Consider the following 17,879-nt stretch of genomic DNA (forward strand, 5'->3'; position numbering starts at 1 on the left):
ATCCTCCAGGCATCTGCAGGCGGCCCGGGGAGCCTGACAGGCACGCGTTTCCGCCCCACGGCGGCCACGCACGCCACGTTCGAAAGCGCAACGCGCGCAGAGGCAGTCGATGATGCGCCCCGACCAGCGGCGACGCCGCCTACCCGCGCTCAGCCCAGTCGCCGCACCTCATTCACGCCAGGCAAGGCATCCAGCTTGCCGAGCAAGGCGGACAGCTGGTCGTAGTCGCTGACCTTGAGCCGCAGGCGCAGCTGCGCCCTGCCGGTGTCGCGCACGTTGTCGCTGTTGATTTCCAGCACGTGCGCATCTTCCTGCGCGATCAGGTTGGTGATGTCCTTGAGCAGCCAGCGGCGGTCCACCGCACGCACCTGCACATCCACCTCGTAACCGCTGCCGGCCTTGCCCCACTCCACCGGCAATACGCGCTGCGGGTGGGCGGCAGCCAGCCGTGCCAACGCCGCGCAGTCGGTGCGGTGCACGGTGATGCCGCGGCCGCGGGTGAGGTAACCGGCAATCGGCTCGCCGGCCACCGGCTGGCAACACCGCGCCAGTTGCACCAGCAAATTGCCCACGCCCTCTACGGTGAATTTGGATTTGCCCAAGCCCTCGCGGCGCGCGGTGGGTCGCGGCGGCGGCGGCACTGCAGGTTGCGAGGCGGCGCGCTCGGCTTCCAGCAGCGCACGGCTGACCTGGTTCGGCCCGGTATCGCCCAGCGCCACCTGGATATACAGATCGTCAAGGTTTTCCGCATGGAACTTGCGCGTCGCCACGCTCAGATCGGCGTGTTGCAGGCCCAGACGCTTGAGTTCGCGATCGAGCAGGTCCTTGCCCGCCTGCACATTGCGCGCACGGTCGAGCTTGTGGAACCACGCGCGCACCTTGTCGCGCGAGCGCCCGCTGGCCAGAAAGCCGTTGGATGCCAGCAGCCAGTCGCGACGCGGGTCGGCTTCCTTGGCGGTCATGATCTCCACCCGGTCGCCGCTGCGCAGCCGGTAGGTCAGCGGCACGATGCGATCGTTGACCCGGGCGCCGCGGCAGCGATGCCCGACCATGGTGTGCACGTGATAGGCGAAATCCAGCGGCGTGGCGCCCTGCGGCAAATCGATGACCTCGCCCTTGGGGGTCAGCGCATACACGCGGTCTTCGATCAGCTCGGCATCCAGCGCGCCGGCCAGCTCGCCGTGCTCGCCTTCCTGCACCTGCTCCAGCAACTGGCGCATCCACAGGATCTTGCGGTCGAAGGCTTTTTCGCCGCCCTTGCCGCCTTCCTTGTATTTCCAGTGCGCGGCCACGCCGAGCTCGGCCTGCGCATGCATCTCGTGGGTGCGGATCTGGATTTCGATGGTGCGCCCTTCCGGGCCGACCACGGCGGTATGCAGCGAGCGGTAGTCGTTGGCTTTGGGCCGGGCGATGTAATCGTCGAACTCGCTGGGCACCGGTGCCCACAACGAATGCACCGCCCCCAGGGCGGCGTAGCAGGCCGCCACGTCCTCGACCATCACGCGCACCGCGCGGATGTCGTACAACTGATCGAAAGACAGTCGCTTCTTCTGCATCTTCCGCCAGATGCTGTAGATGTGCTTTGGTCGCCCGCTCACCTCTGCGCGCAGGCCCTGCTGGGCGAGCGCCGCCGACAAGGTGCGCTTGACCGCTTCCAGATAGCGCTCGCGCGCCACCCGGGTTTCGTCCACTTCGCGCGCGATGCGGCGGTAGGTGTCCGGTTCCAGGTGCCGGAAGGCCAGGTCTTCCAGCTCCCACTTCACTTGCCAGATGCCCAGCCGGTTGGCCAGCGGCGCATGAATGTCGCGGGTGAGCTGGGCCAGCGCGCGGCGCTGTTCTTCACTGAGACGGTCGGCCACACGCATGCGCGCCAACTGCCGCGCCAGCAGGATCGGCACCACGCGCAGATCGTGGATGATGGACAGCAGCAGCCGCCGCAAGCCCTCGCTGTTGCGCCCGGCCTCGCGCCCGGCGTGCAACGCCCACACCTGGTCGGCCGCATCCAGACCGTCGAGCAGCCCTTCTACCGCCACCCGCCGCTCCACCGGTTGCCAGGGCAGGCCAGCCACCGCCCCACGTAACGCAGGCAGGTCGAACAGCAGTGCCGCAATCAACGTCGCCTCGTCGGCTGCCAGCGATGCCAGCACGTCCAGCGTGTCGGCCAGCAATGCCCACGGCACGCCGTCGGCCTGCGCGGGCGGCGCATCCTGCCAGGCCTGCGCCAATGCATCGCGTAATGCCGGCGCAATCGACGCAAGGGCCGGGCGCTGCAGCAAGGCATGCAGGCGTTCGAATGAGGAACTGGTCACAACGGTGGACACGGCGGCCGGCAATCACTGGGGTCTGATCGCTACGGTAACGTGCGCGTCACCTTCTCCACAACGCGCAATTTCCGCGCAAACGGCTGCCGGCAGCCTGCCTGCGCTTATGCCCGGTTCACCCGCCAAGGCCTTGATTCGCAACCGCTCTGCGATGGATTGGCGTCAGCGCGCCAAGCCAATTGCGACGCGATCGCGGCTTTTTACAAGCTCTTTACAATTGGAGTAAACCGGCTGCCTATGCTCGGTCCACGTCATCGCTGCATTACGCCGCGACGGCGTTTTTCCATCCACTGCGAGGTAGCCGATGAAGACCTGGAAGAAGCCTGTCGTTCGTGAAGTCAACTGTGGCGCCGAAATCAACTGCTACGTCTCTGGCGAGTTTTGATCCGGCACGTCTCGATCGCACCAGCCGCCTTTCCTCTTGATGCATGACCGGCACCTGCCGGCAGATTAGGTAACAGTTTCCATGCGCATCATCGTTCTGGGATCGGCGGCCGGCGGTGGGCACCCGCAGTGGAATTGCCACACCCCCGCGAGTCAGCGGGCATGGCAACAAGCAGACGGTGCCCAACGTCGTACCCAAGCCAGCATCGCGGTCAGTGCCGATGACAAGCGCTGGGTGCTGATCAATGCTTCACCCGATTTCCGCCAGCAGATTCTCGCCACACCCGCGTTGTGGCCGCAGCACGGTCTGCGTCACTCCCCGATCGAGGCGGTGCTGTTGACCAGTGGCGAGATCGACCATATCGCCGGGCTGTTGTCGATGCGCGAAAGCCAGCCGTTCTCGCTGCATGCCAGCAGCCGGGTGCTGGACCTGCTGTCGCAAAACCCTATTTTCGATGCGGTCAACCCGCACCACGTGACGCGCCAGCCGTTTGCGCTGGACACACCGGTATCGCTGCCGGGCCTGCAACTCACGCCCTTCTCGGTGCCGGGCAAGGTACCGCTGTTCATGGAGTCGCGCAGCGGCGGCGACCTGGCCGGCTCCAATGAAGAAACCCTCGGGCTGACCATCGACGATGGCCAGCACCGCGTGCATTACATCCCCGGCTGCGCGGCGATGACCGACGCACTACGCGCGCGCCTGCACGGCGCCGAGCTGGTGTTTTTCGACGGCACGCTGTGGCGCGACGATGAGATGGTGCAACTGGGCGTGAGCCAGAAAACCGGCCAGCGCATGGGCCACATGAGCATCGACGGCCCCGATGGCAGCATCGCCGCGTTCGCGTCGTTGAATGTGGCACGCAAGATTTTCATCCATATCAACACCACCAATCCCGTGCTCGACATCCACTCGCCGCAATACGCCAGTGCGCGTGCCAGCGGCTGGGATGTTGCCCACGACGGCCTGGAGATCACGCTGTGACCGCCCTGCTCACCCCCGACCAACTGGAAGCGGATCTGCGTGCGATCGGCGCTCGTCTGTATCACGACCAGCACCCGTTTCACGCCCTGCTGCACGACGGCAAGCTCGATCGCGGCCAGGTGCAGGCCTGGGCGCTGAATCGCTTCGAATACCAGCGCTGCATTCCATTGAAGGACGCCGCGATCCTGGCGCGCATGGAAGACCCGGCGCTGCGGCGGATCTGGCGCCAGCGCATCCTCGACCACGATGGCAATAGCGCCACCGATGGCGGCATCGCGCGCTGGCTGCATCTGACCGACGCGCTGGGCCTGGATCGCGGCCTGGTCGAATCCGGACGCGCCTTGCTGCCCGGCACGCGCTTTGCGGCGCAGGCGTATCTGCACTTTGTCCGCGAAAAAAGCCTGCTCGAGGCGATCGCCTCCTCGCTCACCGAATTGTTCGCTCCCAACATCATCGGTCAGCGCGTGGCCGGCATGCTCAAGCATTACGACTTCGTCTCGCCCGAAGCGCTGGCGTACTTCGAGCACCGGCTGACCGAGGCGCCACGCGATTCGGATTTCGCGCTCGACTACGTCAAGCAGCATGCCGATACGGTCGAAAAGCAGCAGCTGGTGAAAGCCGCCCTGCATTTCAAATGCTCGGTGTTGTGGGCGCAGCTGGATGCCTTGCACGTGGCCTATGTCGCGCCAGGCATCGTGTGGCCGGACGCATTTGTGCCCGATCGCGACGCCCGCCGGGCCGCTGCGTGAGCGGCATTACCCGCGAGAGTCAGCCGGCCCTGCGCGCGGGCGTGCGCCTGCAGCATGACCGTGCACGCGACCAGTGGGTGCTGCTTGCACCCGAGCGTGTGGTCGAGCTCGACGAGATCGCGCTGGTGGTGGCGCAGCGCTTCGATGGCGCACGTTCGCTGGCGCAGATCGCGCAGGAACTCGCCGCAGAATTCGATGCCGACGCCACCGAGATCGAAGTGGACGTGATCGAACTCACCACCACCCTGCATCAGAAACGTCTGCTACGGCTATGACGACCGCACCGCCACCGCTATCGGTATTGCTCGAACTGACCCATCGCTGCCCGCTGGCGTGCCCGTATTGCTCCAACCCGATTGCGTTGGCCGCGCTGCGTGAGGAAATGGACACCGCCGGTTGGCGCTCGCTGCTGCAGCAGGCGGCCGACATGGGCGTGCTGCAGGCGCACTTTTCCGGCGGCGAGCCGATGTTGCGCAAGGATCTGCCCGAACTGGTGGCGCATGCACGCGCGCTCGGGCTGTACAGCAACCTGATCACCTCCGGCGTGGCCGGCGGCGAGCCGATGCTGGACCAGCTGCGGGCGGCCGGGCTGGAGCATGTGCAGCTGAGCGTGCAGGACGTCGACCCGGCCGGTGCCGACCGCATCGCCGGTTATCGCAATAGCCTGGCGAAGAAACGCGAGTTCGCCGCGGCCGTGCGCGCGCGCGGGCTGCCGCTGACGCTCAACGCGGTACTGCACCGGCATAACGCCGAGCGCGTGCCCGGCATGATTGCGCTGGCGCTGGAATGGCAGGCCGAGCGCATCGAAGTGGCGCACACCCAGTACTACGGCTGGGGTCTGCGCAATCGCGCCGCGCTGATGCCCAGCCGCGAGCAGCTGATGGCCACCATTGGCGCGGTGGAAACCGCGCGCCGCGAGCTCGGCGACCGCCTGGCGATCGACTTCGTCACCCCCGACTATTACGCGCGCCAACCCAAACCCTGCATGGGTGGCTGGGGGCAGCGCTTCGTCAATATTTCCCCGCGCGGCGACGTACTGCCCTGCCACGCGGCCGAAACCATCGACGGCATGCGTTTCGACAACCTGCGCGACCGCTCGCTGGCCGATATCTGGAACAACGGCGAGGCGTTCGTGCGGTTTCGCGGCACCGCATGGATGCCCGAGGTCTGCCAGGGCTGTCCCAAGCGCGAGATCGACTGGGGCGGCTGCCGCTGCCAGGCGTTGGCGCTCAGTGGCGATGCCGGCACGCTGGATCCGGTATGCGAACGTTCGCCCGACCATGCCCAGGTGCGCGCTCTTGCCGACACCGAGGCGGCCGCGTCGCCGCCGGAATTCATCTATCGCCGTCCCGCCCGCCCCGCACATGCGACAGCGGCCACTGCAGACAGCCTGGACTGAGCGGCGTCGGCCGGCACGAAACAGCGTCTACACTAGCCACCTCTTTCCTGTCGGATGGCTTCCATGTCGCTCGTGCGCCGCATTCCCCTGCTGGTCTGCCTGTCTCTTGCATTGACCGCCACCCCGGCCCTGGCGCAGCGCGCAGTGCACGGCGATCTGCAGTCGCAGATGAGCGCCGAACAGTTCAAGGCCGCCGGCCTGGACAAGCTCGATGCCGGCGAACTGGCCGCACTCAACGACTGGCTCCAGGGCAAGGTAGCCAAGGAAGCCGCCGTCGTGGTCGAACAGGCCAAGGAGGCCGGCCGCCAGGAAATCATCGTCAAGAACCGTGGCTTCTTCGACTTCGGCAGCAAGGAGCCGATCGAAAGCAGCATCGTCGGCGAGTTCAAGGGCTTTTCCAAAGGCCGCATCTATACCCTGGCCAATGGTCAGGAGTGGGAACAGACCGACGCAGCCAGCCTCGCCGGCGCGCGCAAGGACGCTCCCAAGGTCAAGATCAAGCCCGGCCTGGTCGGTGTGTGGTATCTGCAGATCGAGGGCTACAACACCCCTGCCAAAGTGCGGCGGATCAAGTAACAGCCGCCAACAAAACGACGGCGCTCGCGGTCAGGCGCGCGCGGCCGGTACTCGTGATGGCGTGGGCCAGTCGCACGCTGCGATGTTGAGCGCGCAGTCACTGCCCACCCGACGACTGCTCGCTGCGAGTTTTAGCCCCTGCAGGTTTTAGCCCGCACAAACAGTGCGGACGGCGGAACGTGCTACCGAAGCATAGAAACCCGGCGCCCGCATCCAGGCGCGCGGAGGTGCGATGAGGGCTTGCCGACAGACCCCATCGCAGGCGAGCGCGCCTTTGCGAGACGCTAGTGAGTCAACGAAACGACCTCCATTCGCCGACAACGTCGACATCGTTTTGGCCAGCACACGGCGTAGGCACTGCAACGAATCCATGCGCCGTACGTGCCAGACTTGCCACTGACGACCGGCTCGATGCTTGCGTCCGGTGCAGCAGACCGGGCACTTGATCGCGCCGCCCCCAGCGCCGCTCACGGAGAACGCCGATGCGCCTGATGACACATTACGGGATTGCACTGCTGGCCTTGGTCGCAGGGCCGGCGCTGGCGTCCACCGCTGCCGAGCGCTGCGCCACGGCGCCGGAGGTCGGGTTCGATCAGGCCCTGGTCTGCTATCGCGATGCAGTGGAACAGCAGCCGCTGGTCTACACGAAAGGCGCCATCAGCCGGATCGCCGGGGTCGAGCGGCGCGAGTACCTGCTGACCTCGCAAACATGGTCGCCTGAAGGACTGGTCACCCCGGCCACCTGGCAGCATGACGTGGCGATGTATGTGCCCGCCGATGCACTGCAGACACGTGCGTTGCTGATCTCCACCAACGGCACGCGTCACCCGCCCGCAGGGAGTGCGGCGCAGCCAGCCAACGAGCTGTCGCCCGAAGCGCTGGCGGCGCTGGCGCAACGCAGCCGCACCGTGGTCATCGCGCTGAGCGATATTCCCAATCAGGCGTTGCAGTATCAGGGCGATGCCACCGCGCGTCGCGAGGACGATAGCGTGGCCTACAGCTGGTCGCTGTTTCTGCAATCGCCGCAGCAACGCAAGACCATGCCACTGCATGTGCCGATGACGGCGGCGATCGCGCGCACCATGAGCCTGGCCGAGCGCGAGCTGGCACCGCTACAGATCCATCGCTTCATTCTTGCCGGTGCGTCCAAACGGGGCTGGGCCAGCTGGCACGCCACCATCGCCGACCCACGCGTCGATGCAGTGGCGCCGTTCGTGATCGATACCCTCAACATGCCGGCCGTGCTGGACCATATGTACCGGGCATACGGCGGCAACTGGCCGATTGCATTCAACGCCTATGCCAAACAGGGAATTACTGCGCAACTGCAGACCCCGGCGTTTGCGCAACTGGTGCAAGTGCAAGATCCGCTGAGTTATCTGCGCACGCCGCAGCGCAAGCGCCTGATGGTGCCCAAGTACATCGTCAACGCCAGCGGCGATGATTTTTTCCTGCCGGACAACACGCAGTTGTTCTATGACGCGTTGCCCGGCAGCAAAGCCTTGCGCATGGTGCCCAACAGCGCGCACAACGGCATCCGCGCGTCGGTCGTCGACAGCCTCGTACCTTTCGTTGCACGGCTGCAGCAGCAGCGCGCGCTGCCAAAAGTCAGCGACACCTTGCGCACAGGCGACGCCGCCACGATACGTTTCCGTTCGTCGGAACGACCAACGCAAGTGCGGCTATGGTCGGCCACCAATCCGCAGGCGCGCGACTTCCGCTACGCCTGCGGCATCCGCTATCGCGCCACCCCGGTCGTGCTTGCACGCGGCAACACCGTCTCGGTGCCGGTGCAGACTCCAGAGGTCGGTTGGAGCGCCTATTTCGTTGAAGCCACCTATGCGGATGGATTCGTCGCCACCAGCCAGACCTACGTGCTCGGCAAGCAGCAATATCCTTCCAGCGCGCCGCCCACCGACAACGCCGCCTGCAGCACGTTACCCGGCATGGCCACTCGCGCCGCTGCGCGTTGAAGGTGATTGCGGTTGCGGTCAGAGCGAGCAACGGATCCGCCTGGCCGCCGTCAGCCATTTTCCGGAAGCGGGCTTGATCCGCGACCTGCCGTGACGCTGCGTGACGTCAGGTACGCCAACGACCTGATAGGACGGTTGTCCGCGATGCCTTGCGGCACTCCCGAATCAGGGCGGGTCACCGGTGAGCGTGCACCTCACGATCGCTGCGGGTAGTCACACCAGGTGAGCACGCCGCTACATCCTCAATATGCAGGCTGCAGACCCGACGACTGCACCGTCTTGTCCGCGTTGCGCAATGAAGTCCGCACAGAAGCGGCACCAGTCGCGGTTTTTGCACTTGAGCCCGCCACCAAGATCGATCCAACCCGACTGAACCATTGACATCGTTGTCACCAACTCCTAAACAGGCCGCTACGCGCTGATGGCATCGGCCGATCAGACGGACCAAAGGACTGCATGTGGCTGCGACTTCGCGTTCTGCTCACGTTTCTGCCATGCCCGTTGTTCCTGTCGCCGCCGGCTTCATCGCTGCCGATGTCGGCGGTACGCATGTGCGTCTTGGTCATGTAGTGCAGACAGAGGACGCCATCGCGCTGGCGCATTACCGCACCTATCGCTGCGCCGAGTACGTCAGCCTTGAAGCCATCCTGGCCGACTTCCTGCCGCAGGCCGGCCGTGTCGAGACGGTCGTCATTGCCAGCGCCGGCGTTGCGCTGGACGACGGCAGCTTCATCAGCAACAACCTGCCCTGGAGCATCTCACCCACCCGCCTGCGCGCCACGCTGAAGCTGCGCAACGTGCATCTGGTCAACGACTTCGAAGCGGTTGCCTACGCAGCGCCGCAGATGGAGCCGCGCGCGCTGCTGCAACTGAGCGGGCCTACGCCGCGGCATGCGCGTAGCGCCGGGCCGATTCTGGTGGTCGGCCCAGGCACCGGATTGGGAGCTGCGGTGTGGATCGATGCCAAGCCCCGCCCCATCGTACTGGCGACCGAAGCCGGCCAGGTGGCACTGGCCAGCACTCACGCGCACGAACATCAGCTGCTGCGCATTCTGCTGCGCGACCGGCACTACCTGCCGCTGGAGCACGTGTTGTCCGGGCCTGGGTTATTGCGGCTGTATGCCGCGGTGTGCGCGCTGCACGGCTTGCCGCAACGCCACCAGCAGCCTGCGGCAATCACGCACGCGGCATTGCATGAAGACGACCCACTGGCGCGCAAAACGCTGCATGTGTTCTGCGCCCTGCTCGGCCACGCAGTCGGCGACATGGCGCTGGCCTACGGCGCCGCTGGCGGCATCTATCTGGCCGGCGGCATCCTGCCGACGATCGGAAACTTTCTGGCGTCCAGCGCATTCGGTGCGCGCTTTCTGGACAAGGGCAATATGCGCGGGGTGCTCGAACGCATCCCGGTCAAGCTGGTCGAGCACGGGCAGCTGGGCGTGCTCGGTGCGGCCAACTGGTATCTGCACCACCACGCTGACATGTCGTAAGCGTTCCACCGCACGTTTTCCCGGACGTGCGGTTGCTAGCCCCCGCATCCGGCGAGCCACGGCCCGCCATCCATCCCTGTGCGTGATGAGGAGAGACATCATGAAAGACAGCACCAAACTGCTGTGCAGTGCGATTGCGTTGTCGTTGGCGGTGACCGCGCAAGCCCAGGACAGCGCTGGCCAGCAAGCCACCGAACTGGATGCCGTACAGGTGGTCGGCATCCGTGCCAGCCTGGAAAAATCCCTGGATACCAAACGCAACAACGCAGGCATTTCCGAAGCGATCACCGCCGAAGACATCGGCAAGTTTCCCAGCACCAACGTGGCCGAAGCGCTGTCGCAGATTCCCGGCGTCACCCTGGATCGCCGCTTCGGCCAGGGCGAGCGCGTCAGCATCGACGGCACCGACCCCAGCTTGAACCTGTCGTTCCTGGATGGCCACCCGGTGGCGCAGGCGATCTGGTTATACGGCGAGCAACCCAGCCGCGGATTCGATTACACCTTGCTGGCGCCGCAGATCCTGGGCCGCGCGGAGATCCTCAAATCCTCCGAAGCGCGGCTGACCGAAGGCAGCCTGGGTGGAACGGTGCTGATGCACACGCGCCAACCACTGGATCTGGAAGCCAACGAGATCGCCGGCTCCATCGGCTACAGCTATAGCGACCAGGCCAGCAAGGGCAAGCCCAATGCGGCGCTGCTATACAGCTGGAAAAACCCGGCAGAAACCTTGGGCATCGCCGTGTCCGCGCAGCATTACGAAGAACGCGTGGACCGCCGCGGCATGGAGGTGTTCGGCTACGCGCCCGCCAGCACGTTTGCCAACGCCGCAGGCACGGTTCCTGCCGATGCAGATGTGCCCAACTCGATCAACGCTGCCTGGTTCCAGCAGGACCGCGAGCGCGACAGCGCGGTGGTCAACCTGCAACTCAAGCCCAGCGACGCACTGGAATTCAACCTCAGCGGCTTGTACATCAACGAGAATTTCGACAACTACAACCAGTCGATGTACAGCTTTCTGACCTGGAATGCCGGCACGGTGGCTGCAGTGGACCAGCTCGGCGATGTGCGCAACGGCGTGGTGACCAGCGGCCACTCCGGCGCCAATGCCGACCCGCTTGGCGGCACGGTGATCTACGACAACAACGTGCGCGAATCGAAAGTCACCACCAAAGGCCTGGACCTGCGCGGCGCATTCGCCGGCGATGGCTGGGGATTGAAGGGACAGGTGGGCCAGAGCAAATCCGAAAACAAGGATCTGTCGCAATACTTCATCGAGCCGTTCTACAACGGCGGATTCCGTTGGGACACGCGCCGCGGCATCCAGTTCGACGACCCTGCAGCTGCGCGCAACCCGGCCAACTGGGGCTCGGCCGGCGGCTGGTTCGGCAACAACGGGATCTTCTCCACGCAAAGCAAGGACACATACGGGCAACTGGACCTGGACCTGCAGTTCGATGGCGTGTTCAACCAACTGCTGCTCGGCGTGCGCCATGGCAAGCATGAGGAACGTTTCGAACTCAACGTCTACGGCGGGGTAACCCCTGGCACATTGGCCGACGTCGGCACGATCGGCCTGACCGACCTGCAGGATTTCTATCCCGACCACGGCCGGCACGTGCAGGCCGGGCGCAACAATGTGCTGAACTGGATCCGCAACAGCCCGGTCGATTACAACGCACCGGATCCGGCCAGCTATCTCAACAACAGCTGGGCACTGCAGCAGACCAACAACGCCGCCTACGCACAGCTGAATTTCTCCGGCGGCGGCCTGCGCGGCAATCTGGGCGTGCGCTATGTGGACTCCAAGACCGAAGGTAGCGGCTTCGTCTACAGCGGCACACCGTCGTTGGCCAATGTCGATAGCCTGTGGCAGACGCGTACCCGCAAGGAGGACTTCCTGCTGCCGTCGCTGACCTTGTCCTATGACACCAGCCAGGACTGGGTGTTCCGCTTTGCCGCGGCCAAGGTGATCGCCTGGGCGCCTTACAACCAGATGGTCAACAATACGTTCCTCAACGACACCACACTGACCGGCAGCGGCGGCAACGCGGAGCTGTCGCCGTACGAATCGTGGAATTTCAATCTATCGGCCGAGTACTACTTCGCGCAGCAGTCCGTGGTGGCATGGTCGGTGTTCTACAAGAGGATCGACAACTACATCGACACGAGTGCCAGCGTGGAGCGTCAGTACAACGCGCTACGCGACACCGCACCGCAGAGCTGGGCGCAATTGCTCGGCAGCAATGGCTGCACCGCCGACGGCTACTGCGATTACAGCGTGCAACGCCCGCGCAACGCCGGCGACGGCAAGGTCAAGGGCTTCAACATCGCATTCCAGCAGCCCTTTGGCGACAGCGGCTTTGGCCTTACCGCCAACTACACCTACGCCAACGGTGAAAACAACACCGGCGATGCGCTGCCGTACCAGTCGCGCAACAGCGTGGCGTTCAGCCCGTACTTTGAGAAAGGCCCGCTCAATGCACGGCTGACCTACAACTGGCGCGACAGCTATCTTGCCGGCGGCTATGTGGCCGGTGCGGCGCCGGCCAGCGTGGACGACTACGCCGAACTTGGCGCCAGCATCGGCTATGCATTCAGCCCGAACTGGTCGCTGCAGCTCGATGGGCAGAACCTGCTGGATGAAGAGTATCTGCAATACCTCGGCGACAAGGACCATCTGGCTGGCCGCTACAGGAGCGGGCGGCGCTATATGGCGAGCCTGCACGTGAAGTTCTGACGTCGGCGCCGTCGTGGGTGCGGCCATTACCGTGTGGCCGTACCCGCCAGGTACTGGATACCTAGACGCCTGCGCTGCTTGGCGATGCGTATGTACCGCGCTTCTACGCAGCTTGATCTGCACGCCGCGCATGGCGCTGCAGGAAACCGACATGGTGACTGCGGCGGTCAGGCACCCGGCCCATCACTCGCTACGCACATGCGAACCGATCCCATTGCAGCGGGCTGCGAGCAGCCCGCACGCAATCGGGCAGCGCGACTCAGCCGCGCAACGCCGCCACGCGCTGCGACAATTTCTTTGCCGACACGCCGGACCTGGCGCCGAGCTCCTGCGCGAACACCGACACCCGCAACTCTTCCAGATCCCAGCGCAGCGCCTGCCAGTCGGCACCTTGCTGCAATCCACGCGCGGCAGCATCGTCCAGCGCATCCACAAACGGCTTGAGCTCGAGCATGCGTGACTGATCGCGCGCCGGATCGCGTTTGGCACGCTCGGTCCGCAGGATCATCGCCTTGAGATAGCGCGGGTAGTTGGCCAGCGCTTCGGCCGGGGTGTCGCGCAGGAAGCCGGCATGCACCAATGCACGCAACTGCTGCTCCATATCGTCCAGATTGCCGCGCGCCCAGCCCATCAATGGCGCTTCCAGCAGCGGCTTGAGCTCGGCAACCGCCCCCAGGATGCTTTCGGCAAGTTTCAGCCGCTCCATCGCTTCGCCGAACAGGCGCTTGGTCGCATCCTCGCGACGGTGTGCAAACGCAGCCGGGTCGCGGATCGCGCCCAGCCCGTCGGCGAGCACAGCATTGAGCGCAGCATCGACCAGATCGCCACGCAGGCGCTCCTGCGACTCGATCGCCGCATACAACAGGCCGGTTTTGGGCGAGACCGGCAACTGTTTGCGCGCGTGTTTGATCTTGTCGGCCAACGCGATTTCCAACAGGCGACGCACACCGCGTGGATGCGCCTGCGCAGCGTCGTTGCGGTCGGCAAAGATGCGCAAGGCAGCATCCTCGCCCTGATCCACCAAGGCCGGGTACGCCGGCACACCGGCCTCGCCCGCAACTTGTTCGGGAATCGGGGTGCTCGGAAAATCGCGCAACCCTTCTGCAGCCAGGGCACGCCCGGCACGCGCGGCAAATGCCTGTCCGGCGCGTTCGCCAAAGCGTGCACGCAGGCCGTCCAGGTCGCGCGATTCGGCCAGCACCTTGGCGTCGTCGTCGCGCAGACGCAGGTTCATCAGCAGATGCGTATCCAGCGATTGTTCGTCGAAATCCAGCGCCGATACGTGCACGCCGGTGGCCTTGGATAGAAAACGCGCCAGCTCGCCGCGGATATCGTCGGCCGACGGCAGACTGTAGGCCTCGTAGAACGCACGCCCGAAATCTGGTGCCGGCACGAAATTGCGCCGCTGCGCCTTGGGCAGGCTGCGGATCAGGGCCGATGCCTTGTCGGCGACAAAGCCAGGCGCCAGCCATGACAGGCGCGCTGGGTCCAGCGCATTGAGCAGATGCAGCGGCACGTCCAGGGTGACGCCGTCATCGATCGCACCCGGCTCGAAACGGTACTGCAGCGGCAGCCGCGCATCGCCCAGCGGGAAATACTTCGGGAAGCGATCGGCCTCGCTGCCCTCGCCGGGCAGCAGATCGTTCAGGGTCCAGTGCAGGCTGCGGCGTTTGTCCGGCGGCAGGCCCTTCCACCACGCATCCAGCCCGCTGGCCGAATGCAGCTCGGCCGGAATGCGGTCCAGGTACCAGCGCGCCTGCCAGTCTTCGTCGGCGACGATGCCGGCGCGACGCAGCTTGGCCTCTTCCTCGCGCGCCTGTTCCAGCACCTTGAGGTTATCGACCACGAATGCGGCGCGCGTGTTGATTTCGCCGGTCACCAGGCCTTGCCGCACGAACAGATCGTGCGAGGCAGCCGGGTCGATCTTGCCGAAATGCACCGGTTTCTTCGGCGCCAGCACCAGCCCAAACAGGCTGATCTGCTCCGATGCCACCACCTGCCCCTGCGCACGCGACCAGTGCGGATCGAAATGCTTGCGTGCCAGCAGATGCCCCAGCTCGGCGATGGCCCAGTCCGGCTCGATTGCCGCGTTGGTCATGCCCCAGACCTTCTGCGTGTCCAGCAGCGTGGCGGCCAGAATCCACGGCGGCGGCTTGCGTGCCAATGCCGAGCCGGGGAACGGCACGAACCGGCGTTGCCGCGCGGCGAGAAAGTCGCCTTTTTCGGCGCGATGGCCGATCTGCGTGGGCAAGCCGGCCAGCAGCGCGCGATGCAGCGATTGATATGCCGCAGCGCGTTCGCGCTCGCTCGCTCGCGCCGACACTTCCGCGGCCTCGGCCTGTCTGTTGGACACCGCAGCGGTGGATTGCACTGGTGGCGCAGCCGGATCGGGCTTGCCTTCGCGCGCAAGACGCGCGGCACGGTGCAGCTGCCCGCGCGTCGGCCGGTTGGCATTGTGACCATCCTCGCGCGCAGGCGCGCTGGCGCCCGCCAGCAGCGGCGCCAGCATCACGTTGGCCGGCTCCTCGCTCCAGCCGAGCTCTTCGCACAACAGCCGCAATTGCCGATGCAGTTCGCGCCACTCGCGCATGCGCAAAAAGCCCAGAAAATGCCGGTTGCACCAATCGCGCAACTTGGACTGGGTGAGGTCTTCGTGCACCTGCCGGTAGGCGTCCCACAGGCGCAGGATGCCGACGAATTCCGAGCGCGCATCGGCAAACAGCGCATGCGCATTGTCGGCCGCCTCGCGCGCTTCGGGCGGGCGTTCGCGCGGGTCCTGGATGCCGAGGAACGAGGCGATGATGATCATCTCGCGCAGGCAGCCATGCTGCTGTGCGGCCACCAGCATGCGCGCCAGCTTGACGTCCACCGGCAGGCGCGCCATCTGGCGACCGATGGTGGTGAGGCGCCGATCGGCATCGATCGCGCCCAGCTCCAGCAGCTGCTGCCAGCCGTCGGCGACTGCGCGTTCGTCCGGCGCTTCCAGGAACGGGAAGTCCTCGATCCGCCCCAGCCCCAGTTGCAGCATGCGCAGGATCACACCCGACAACGACGAGCGCCGGATTTCCGGGTCGGTAAACGCCGGGCGCGCGGCAAAGTCCGCCTCGGCATACAGCCGGTAACAAATTCCTTCGGCGATCCGCCCGCAACGGCCCATGCGCTGGTTTGCACTGGCCTGCGAGATCGGCTCGATATGCAGGCGGTCCAGCTTCTGCCGCGGGCTGTAACGCTTGACGCGCGCAAAGCCCGGGTCCACCACATAGCGGATGCGCGGCACCGTCAACGAGGTTTCGGCCACATTGGTCGCGAGCACCAGACGCCGGCGCGGGCCGGGGTTGAACACGCGGTCCTGATCGGCCGCCGACAGCCGCGCATACAGCGGCACCACTTCGGTCTCGCGGTATTTGCGTCGTTCCAGCGCATGATGCGCATCGCGGATCTCGCGTTCGCCCGGCAGGAACATCAGCACGTCGCCGCGCGGATCGATGCGGGTGATCTCGTCGATCGCCGCCACGATCGCATCGTTGACGCTGCGCTCGCCATCGCGGCTGGTGTCCTGCGCTTCGTCGCCGCCGCTTTCTCCTTCGAGCGGCCGATAGCGCACTTCGACCGGAAAGGTCCGCCCCTCCACATTGATCACCGGCGCATTGTCGAAATGCTGCGCGAAGCGTTCGGTATCGATGGTCGCCGAGGTCACGATCAACTTGAGATCCGAACGCTTCTTCAGCAACTGCTTGAGATAGCCGAGCAGGAAATCGATGTTGAGGCTGCGCTCGTGCGCCTCGTCCACGATGATGGTGTCGTAGGCCGACAACCAGCGGTCGCTGGCGATCTCGGCCAGCAGGATGCCGTCGGTCATGAACTTGATGCGCGACTGCTCGCTCACCCGGTCCGTGAAGCGCACCTGGAAGCCCACCAGCGTGCCCAACGGCGTCTTCAGCTCGTCGGCCACCCGCGCGGCCACCGCGCGCGCGGCGATCCGGCGCGGCTGGGTGCAGCCGATCATGCCGGCCGCACCGCGCCCGGCCGCCAGACACAGCTTGGGCAGCTGGGTGGTCTTGCCGGAGCCGGTTTCGCCGGCGATGACGACGACCTGATGGTCGCGGATCAGCCCGATGATGCGCTCGGCTTCGCGGGCGATCGGCAGCTGCGTGTCCAGCGTGATCGCCGGCTGCTGCGCGGCACGCGCCTGCCGCTGCGCCAGCGACACCGTCAACGCTTGCTCGAACGCATCGCGCAGTTGCGGGTTGCCGGGCTTGCCCTGCCAGCGCGACCATAGGCCAAGCAAGCGGCCCCGGTCGCGGCTCAGTGCGCCATCCACGGCGTGGCGGCGCTCACGCAGCAGCGCGGCAAGGTCGGTGTCGATAGCGCTCATTGATGGAGAAATGTGAAAGATTGAATGACGTTTGATCCTTTAGCCTGTCTATTGTGACGCCATATCTGTTCCCTCAGACACCCACTTCCTCAGAAGGGCCATTCCATGTCCAAGAAAAAGAACGCCAACAAGCCCGTCGTCATCAACGATGCCCTGCCGGTCGCTGCTGCGTCGGCGCCGCATATCGATATCGGGATCAAGGACGCCGATCGCAAGCAGATCTCCGACGGTCTGGCCCGCTACATGGCTGACGCCTTCACCTTGTACCTGAAGACCCACAACTTCCATTGGAACGTCACCGGGTCGATGTTCAACTCGCTGCACACCATGTTCGAAACCCAGTACACCGAGCAGTGGGCTGCACTGGACGAGGTGGCCGAGCGCATCCGCGCCCTGGGCTATAACGCACCGGGCTCGTACCGCGAGTTCGTCGCGCTGACCTCGATTCCGGAAGAGCCGGGCCTGAGCGACAGCGCCGACTGGCGTGAAATGGTGCGTCAGTTGGTCAGCGGCAACGAGGCCGTGTGCCGCACTGCCCGCAAGGTGCTCGGCACCGCCGACGACGCCGGCGACGACCCGACCGTGGACCTGCTGACCCAGCGCCTGCAGACCCACGAGAAGTACGCCTGGATGCTGCGCTCGCTGCTGCAGTAAACCCGCAGGGCTTCGCCCCCTGCAGGCTTGCCCAAGGTTTCGCTGCGCCGAAACCTTGGGCCCCTTGCCATTCCGCCGCCTTCGGCGCGCCCCCTGACTCAGGGGTCGCGGCCATCTCCGCTTCGCGGACATGTCCCCCAACGTTTGCTTTGCAAACGTCGGGCCCCGCTACGCACCCCCATACCCCCCGCCTTCGGCGCGCCCCCTGACTCAGGGGGCTGGGATGTGCTATCGGTTGT

At 65.5% G+C, this 17,879-nt stretch carries 12 protein-coding genes; 10 read left to right on the top strand and 2 right to left on the bottom strand.

From position 1 onward, the window contains the following. Window positions 1-149 precede the first annotated feature (149 nt). The gene (locus VZ068_RS15460) at window positions 150-2,333 is read right to left on the bottom strand and encodes a bifunctional (p)ppGpp synthetase/guanosine-3',5'-bis(diphosphate) 3'-pyrophosphohydrolase (RefSeq protein ID WP_276577118.1); all 2,184 of its coding nucleotides are present in this window, start codon (window positions 2,331-2,333) and stop codon (window positions 150-152) included. 292 nt (window positions 2,334-2,625) lie between these two features. On the opposite strand from VZ068_RS15460, the gene pqqA reads away from it, so the two are divergent. The 9 genes from pqqA to VZ068_RS15505 all read left to right on the top strand — a co-directional run bounded on the left by pqqA (window position 2,626) and on the right by VZ068_RS15505 (window position 12,611). After that, on the top strand, window positions 2,626-2,706 hold the full coding sequence (gene pqqA, locus VZ068_RS15465) for a pyrroloquinoline quinone precursor peptide PqqA (RefSeq protein ID WP_002812057.1): 81 nt from the start codon (window positions 2,626-2,628) through the stop codon (window positions 2,704-2,706). Window positions 2,707-2,787: 81 nt separating this feature from the next. After that, the gene (gene pqqB / locus VZ068_RS15470; RefSeq protein WP_349655791.1) at window positions 2,788-3,687 is read left to right on the top strand and encodes a pyrroloquinoline quinone biosynthesis protein PqqB; all 900 of its coding nucleotides are present in this window, start codon (window positions 2,788-2,790) and stop codon (window positions 3,685-3,687) included. Next, complete coding sequence (gene pqqC / locus VZ068_RS15475) at window positions 3,684-4,436, top strand: pyrroloquinoline-quinone synthase PqqC (RefSeq protein ID WP_349655792.1); 753 nt, start codon at window positions 3,684-3,686, stop codon at window positions 4,434-4,436. Before pqqB ends, pqqC begins: the two co-directional genes overlap by 4 nt. Then, on the top strand, window positions 4,433-4,711 hold the full coding sequence (gene pqqD / locus VZ068_RS15480; protein WP_046962997.1) for a pyrroloquinoline quinone biosynthesis peptide chaperone PqqD: 279 nt from the start codon (window positions 4,433-4,435) through the stop codon (window positions 4,709-4,711). The genes pqqC and pqqD overlap by 4 nt, the downstream gene beginning before the upstream one ends. Next, window positions 4,708-5,835 carry a pyrroloquinoline quinone biosynthesis protein PqqE gene (pqqE, locus tag VZ068_RS15485; RefSeq protein WP_349655793.1) on the top strand — a complete coding sequence of 376 codons (1,128 nt, stop codon included), beginning with the start codon at window positions 4,708-4,710 and terminating at the stop codon, window positions 5,833-5,835. Before pqqD ends, pqqE begins: the two co-directional genes overlap by 4 nt. A 63-nt stretch (window positions 5,836-5,898) precedes the next feature. Further along, window positions 5,899-6,411 (top strand): hypothetical protein, encoded by a 513-nt coding sequence (locus tag VZ068_RS15490; RefSeq protein WP_349655794.1) that lies wholly within the window; start codon window positions 5,899-5,901, stop codon window positions 6,409-6,411. A 482-nt stretch (window positions 6,412-6,893) separates the two neighbouring features. Beyond that, window positions 6,894-8,384 (top strand): PhoPQ-activated protein PqaA family protein, encoded by a 1,491-nt coding sequence (locus VZ068_RS15495; RefSeq protein ID WP_349655795.1) that lies wholly within the window; start codon window positions 6,894-6,896, stop codon window positions 8,382-8,384. Window positions 8,385-8,842: 458 nt separating this feature from the next. After that, on the top strand, window positions 8,843-9,874 hold the full coding sequence (locus VZ068_RS15500) for a glucokinase family protein (RefSeq protein WP_349655796.1): 1,032 nt from the start codon (window positions 8,843-8,845) through the stop codon (window positions 9,872-9,874). Window positions 9,875-9,974: 100 nt separating this feature from the next. After that, entirely contained in the window at window positions 9,975-12,611 is a 2,637-nt protein-coding gene (locus tag VZ068_RS15505) for a TonB-dependent receptor (RefSeq protein ID WP_349655797.1), read from the top strand. A 259-nt stretch (window positions 12,612-12,870) separates the two neighbouring features. Here VZ068_RS15505 and hrpA read toward each other — a convergent pair whose 3' ends face one another. Continuing rightward, window positions 12,871-16,986, bottom strand: a complete 4,116-nt coding sequence (hrpA, locus tag VZ068_RS15510; RefSeq protein WP_349655798.1) for an ATP-dependent RNA helicase HrpA — start codon at window positions 16,984-16,986, stop codon at window positions 12,871-12,873. Window positions 16,987-17,091: 105 nt separating this feature from the next. Here hrpA and VZ068_RS15515 point away from each other — a divergent pair, with 105 nt between their 5' ends. Then, on the top strand, window positions 17,092-17,640 hold the full coding sequence (locus tag VZ068_RS15515) for a Dps family protein (protein ID WP_005988683.1): 549 nt from the start codon (window positions 17,092-17,094) through the stop codon (window positions 17,638-17,640). Window positions 17,641-17,879: the final 239 nt, after the last annotated feature.

This window comes from Xanthomonas sp. 10-10, from assembly GCF_040182365.1.
Classification (GTDB): domain Bacteria; phylum Pseudomonadota; class Gammaproteobacteria; order Xanthomonadales; family Xanthomonadaceae; genus Xanthomonas; species Xanthomonas arboricola_F.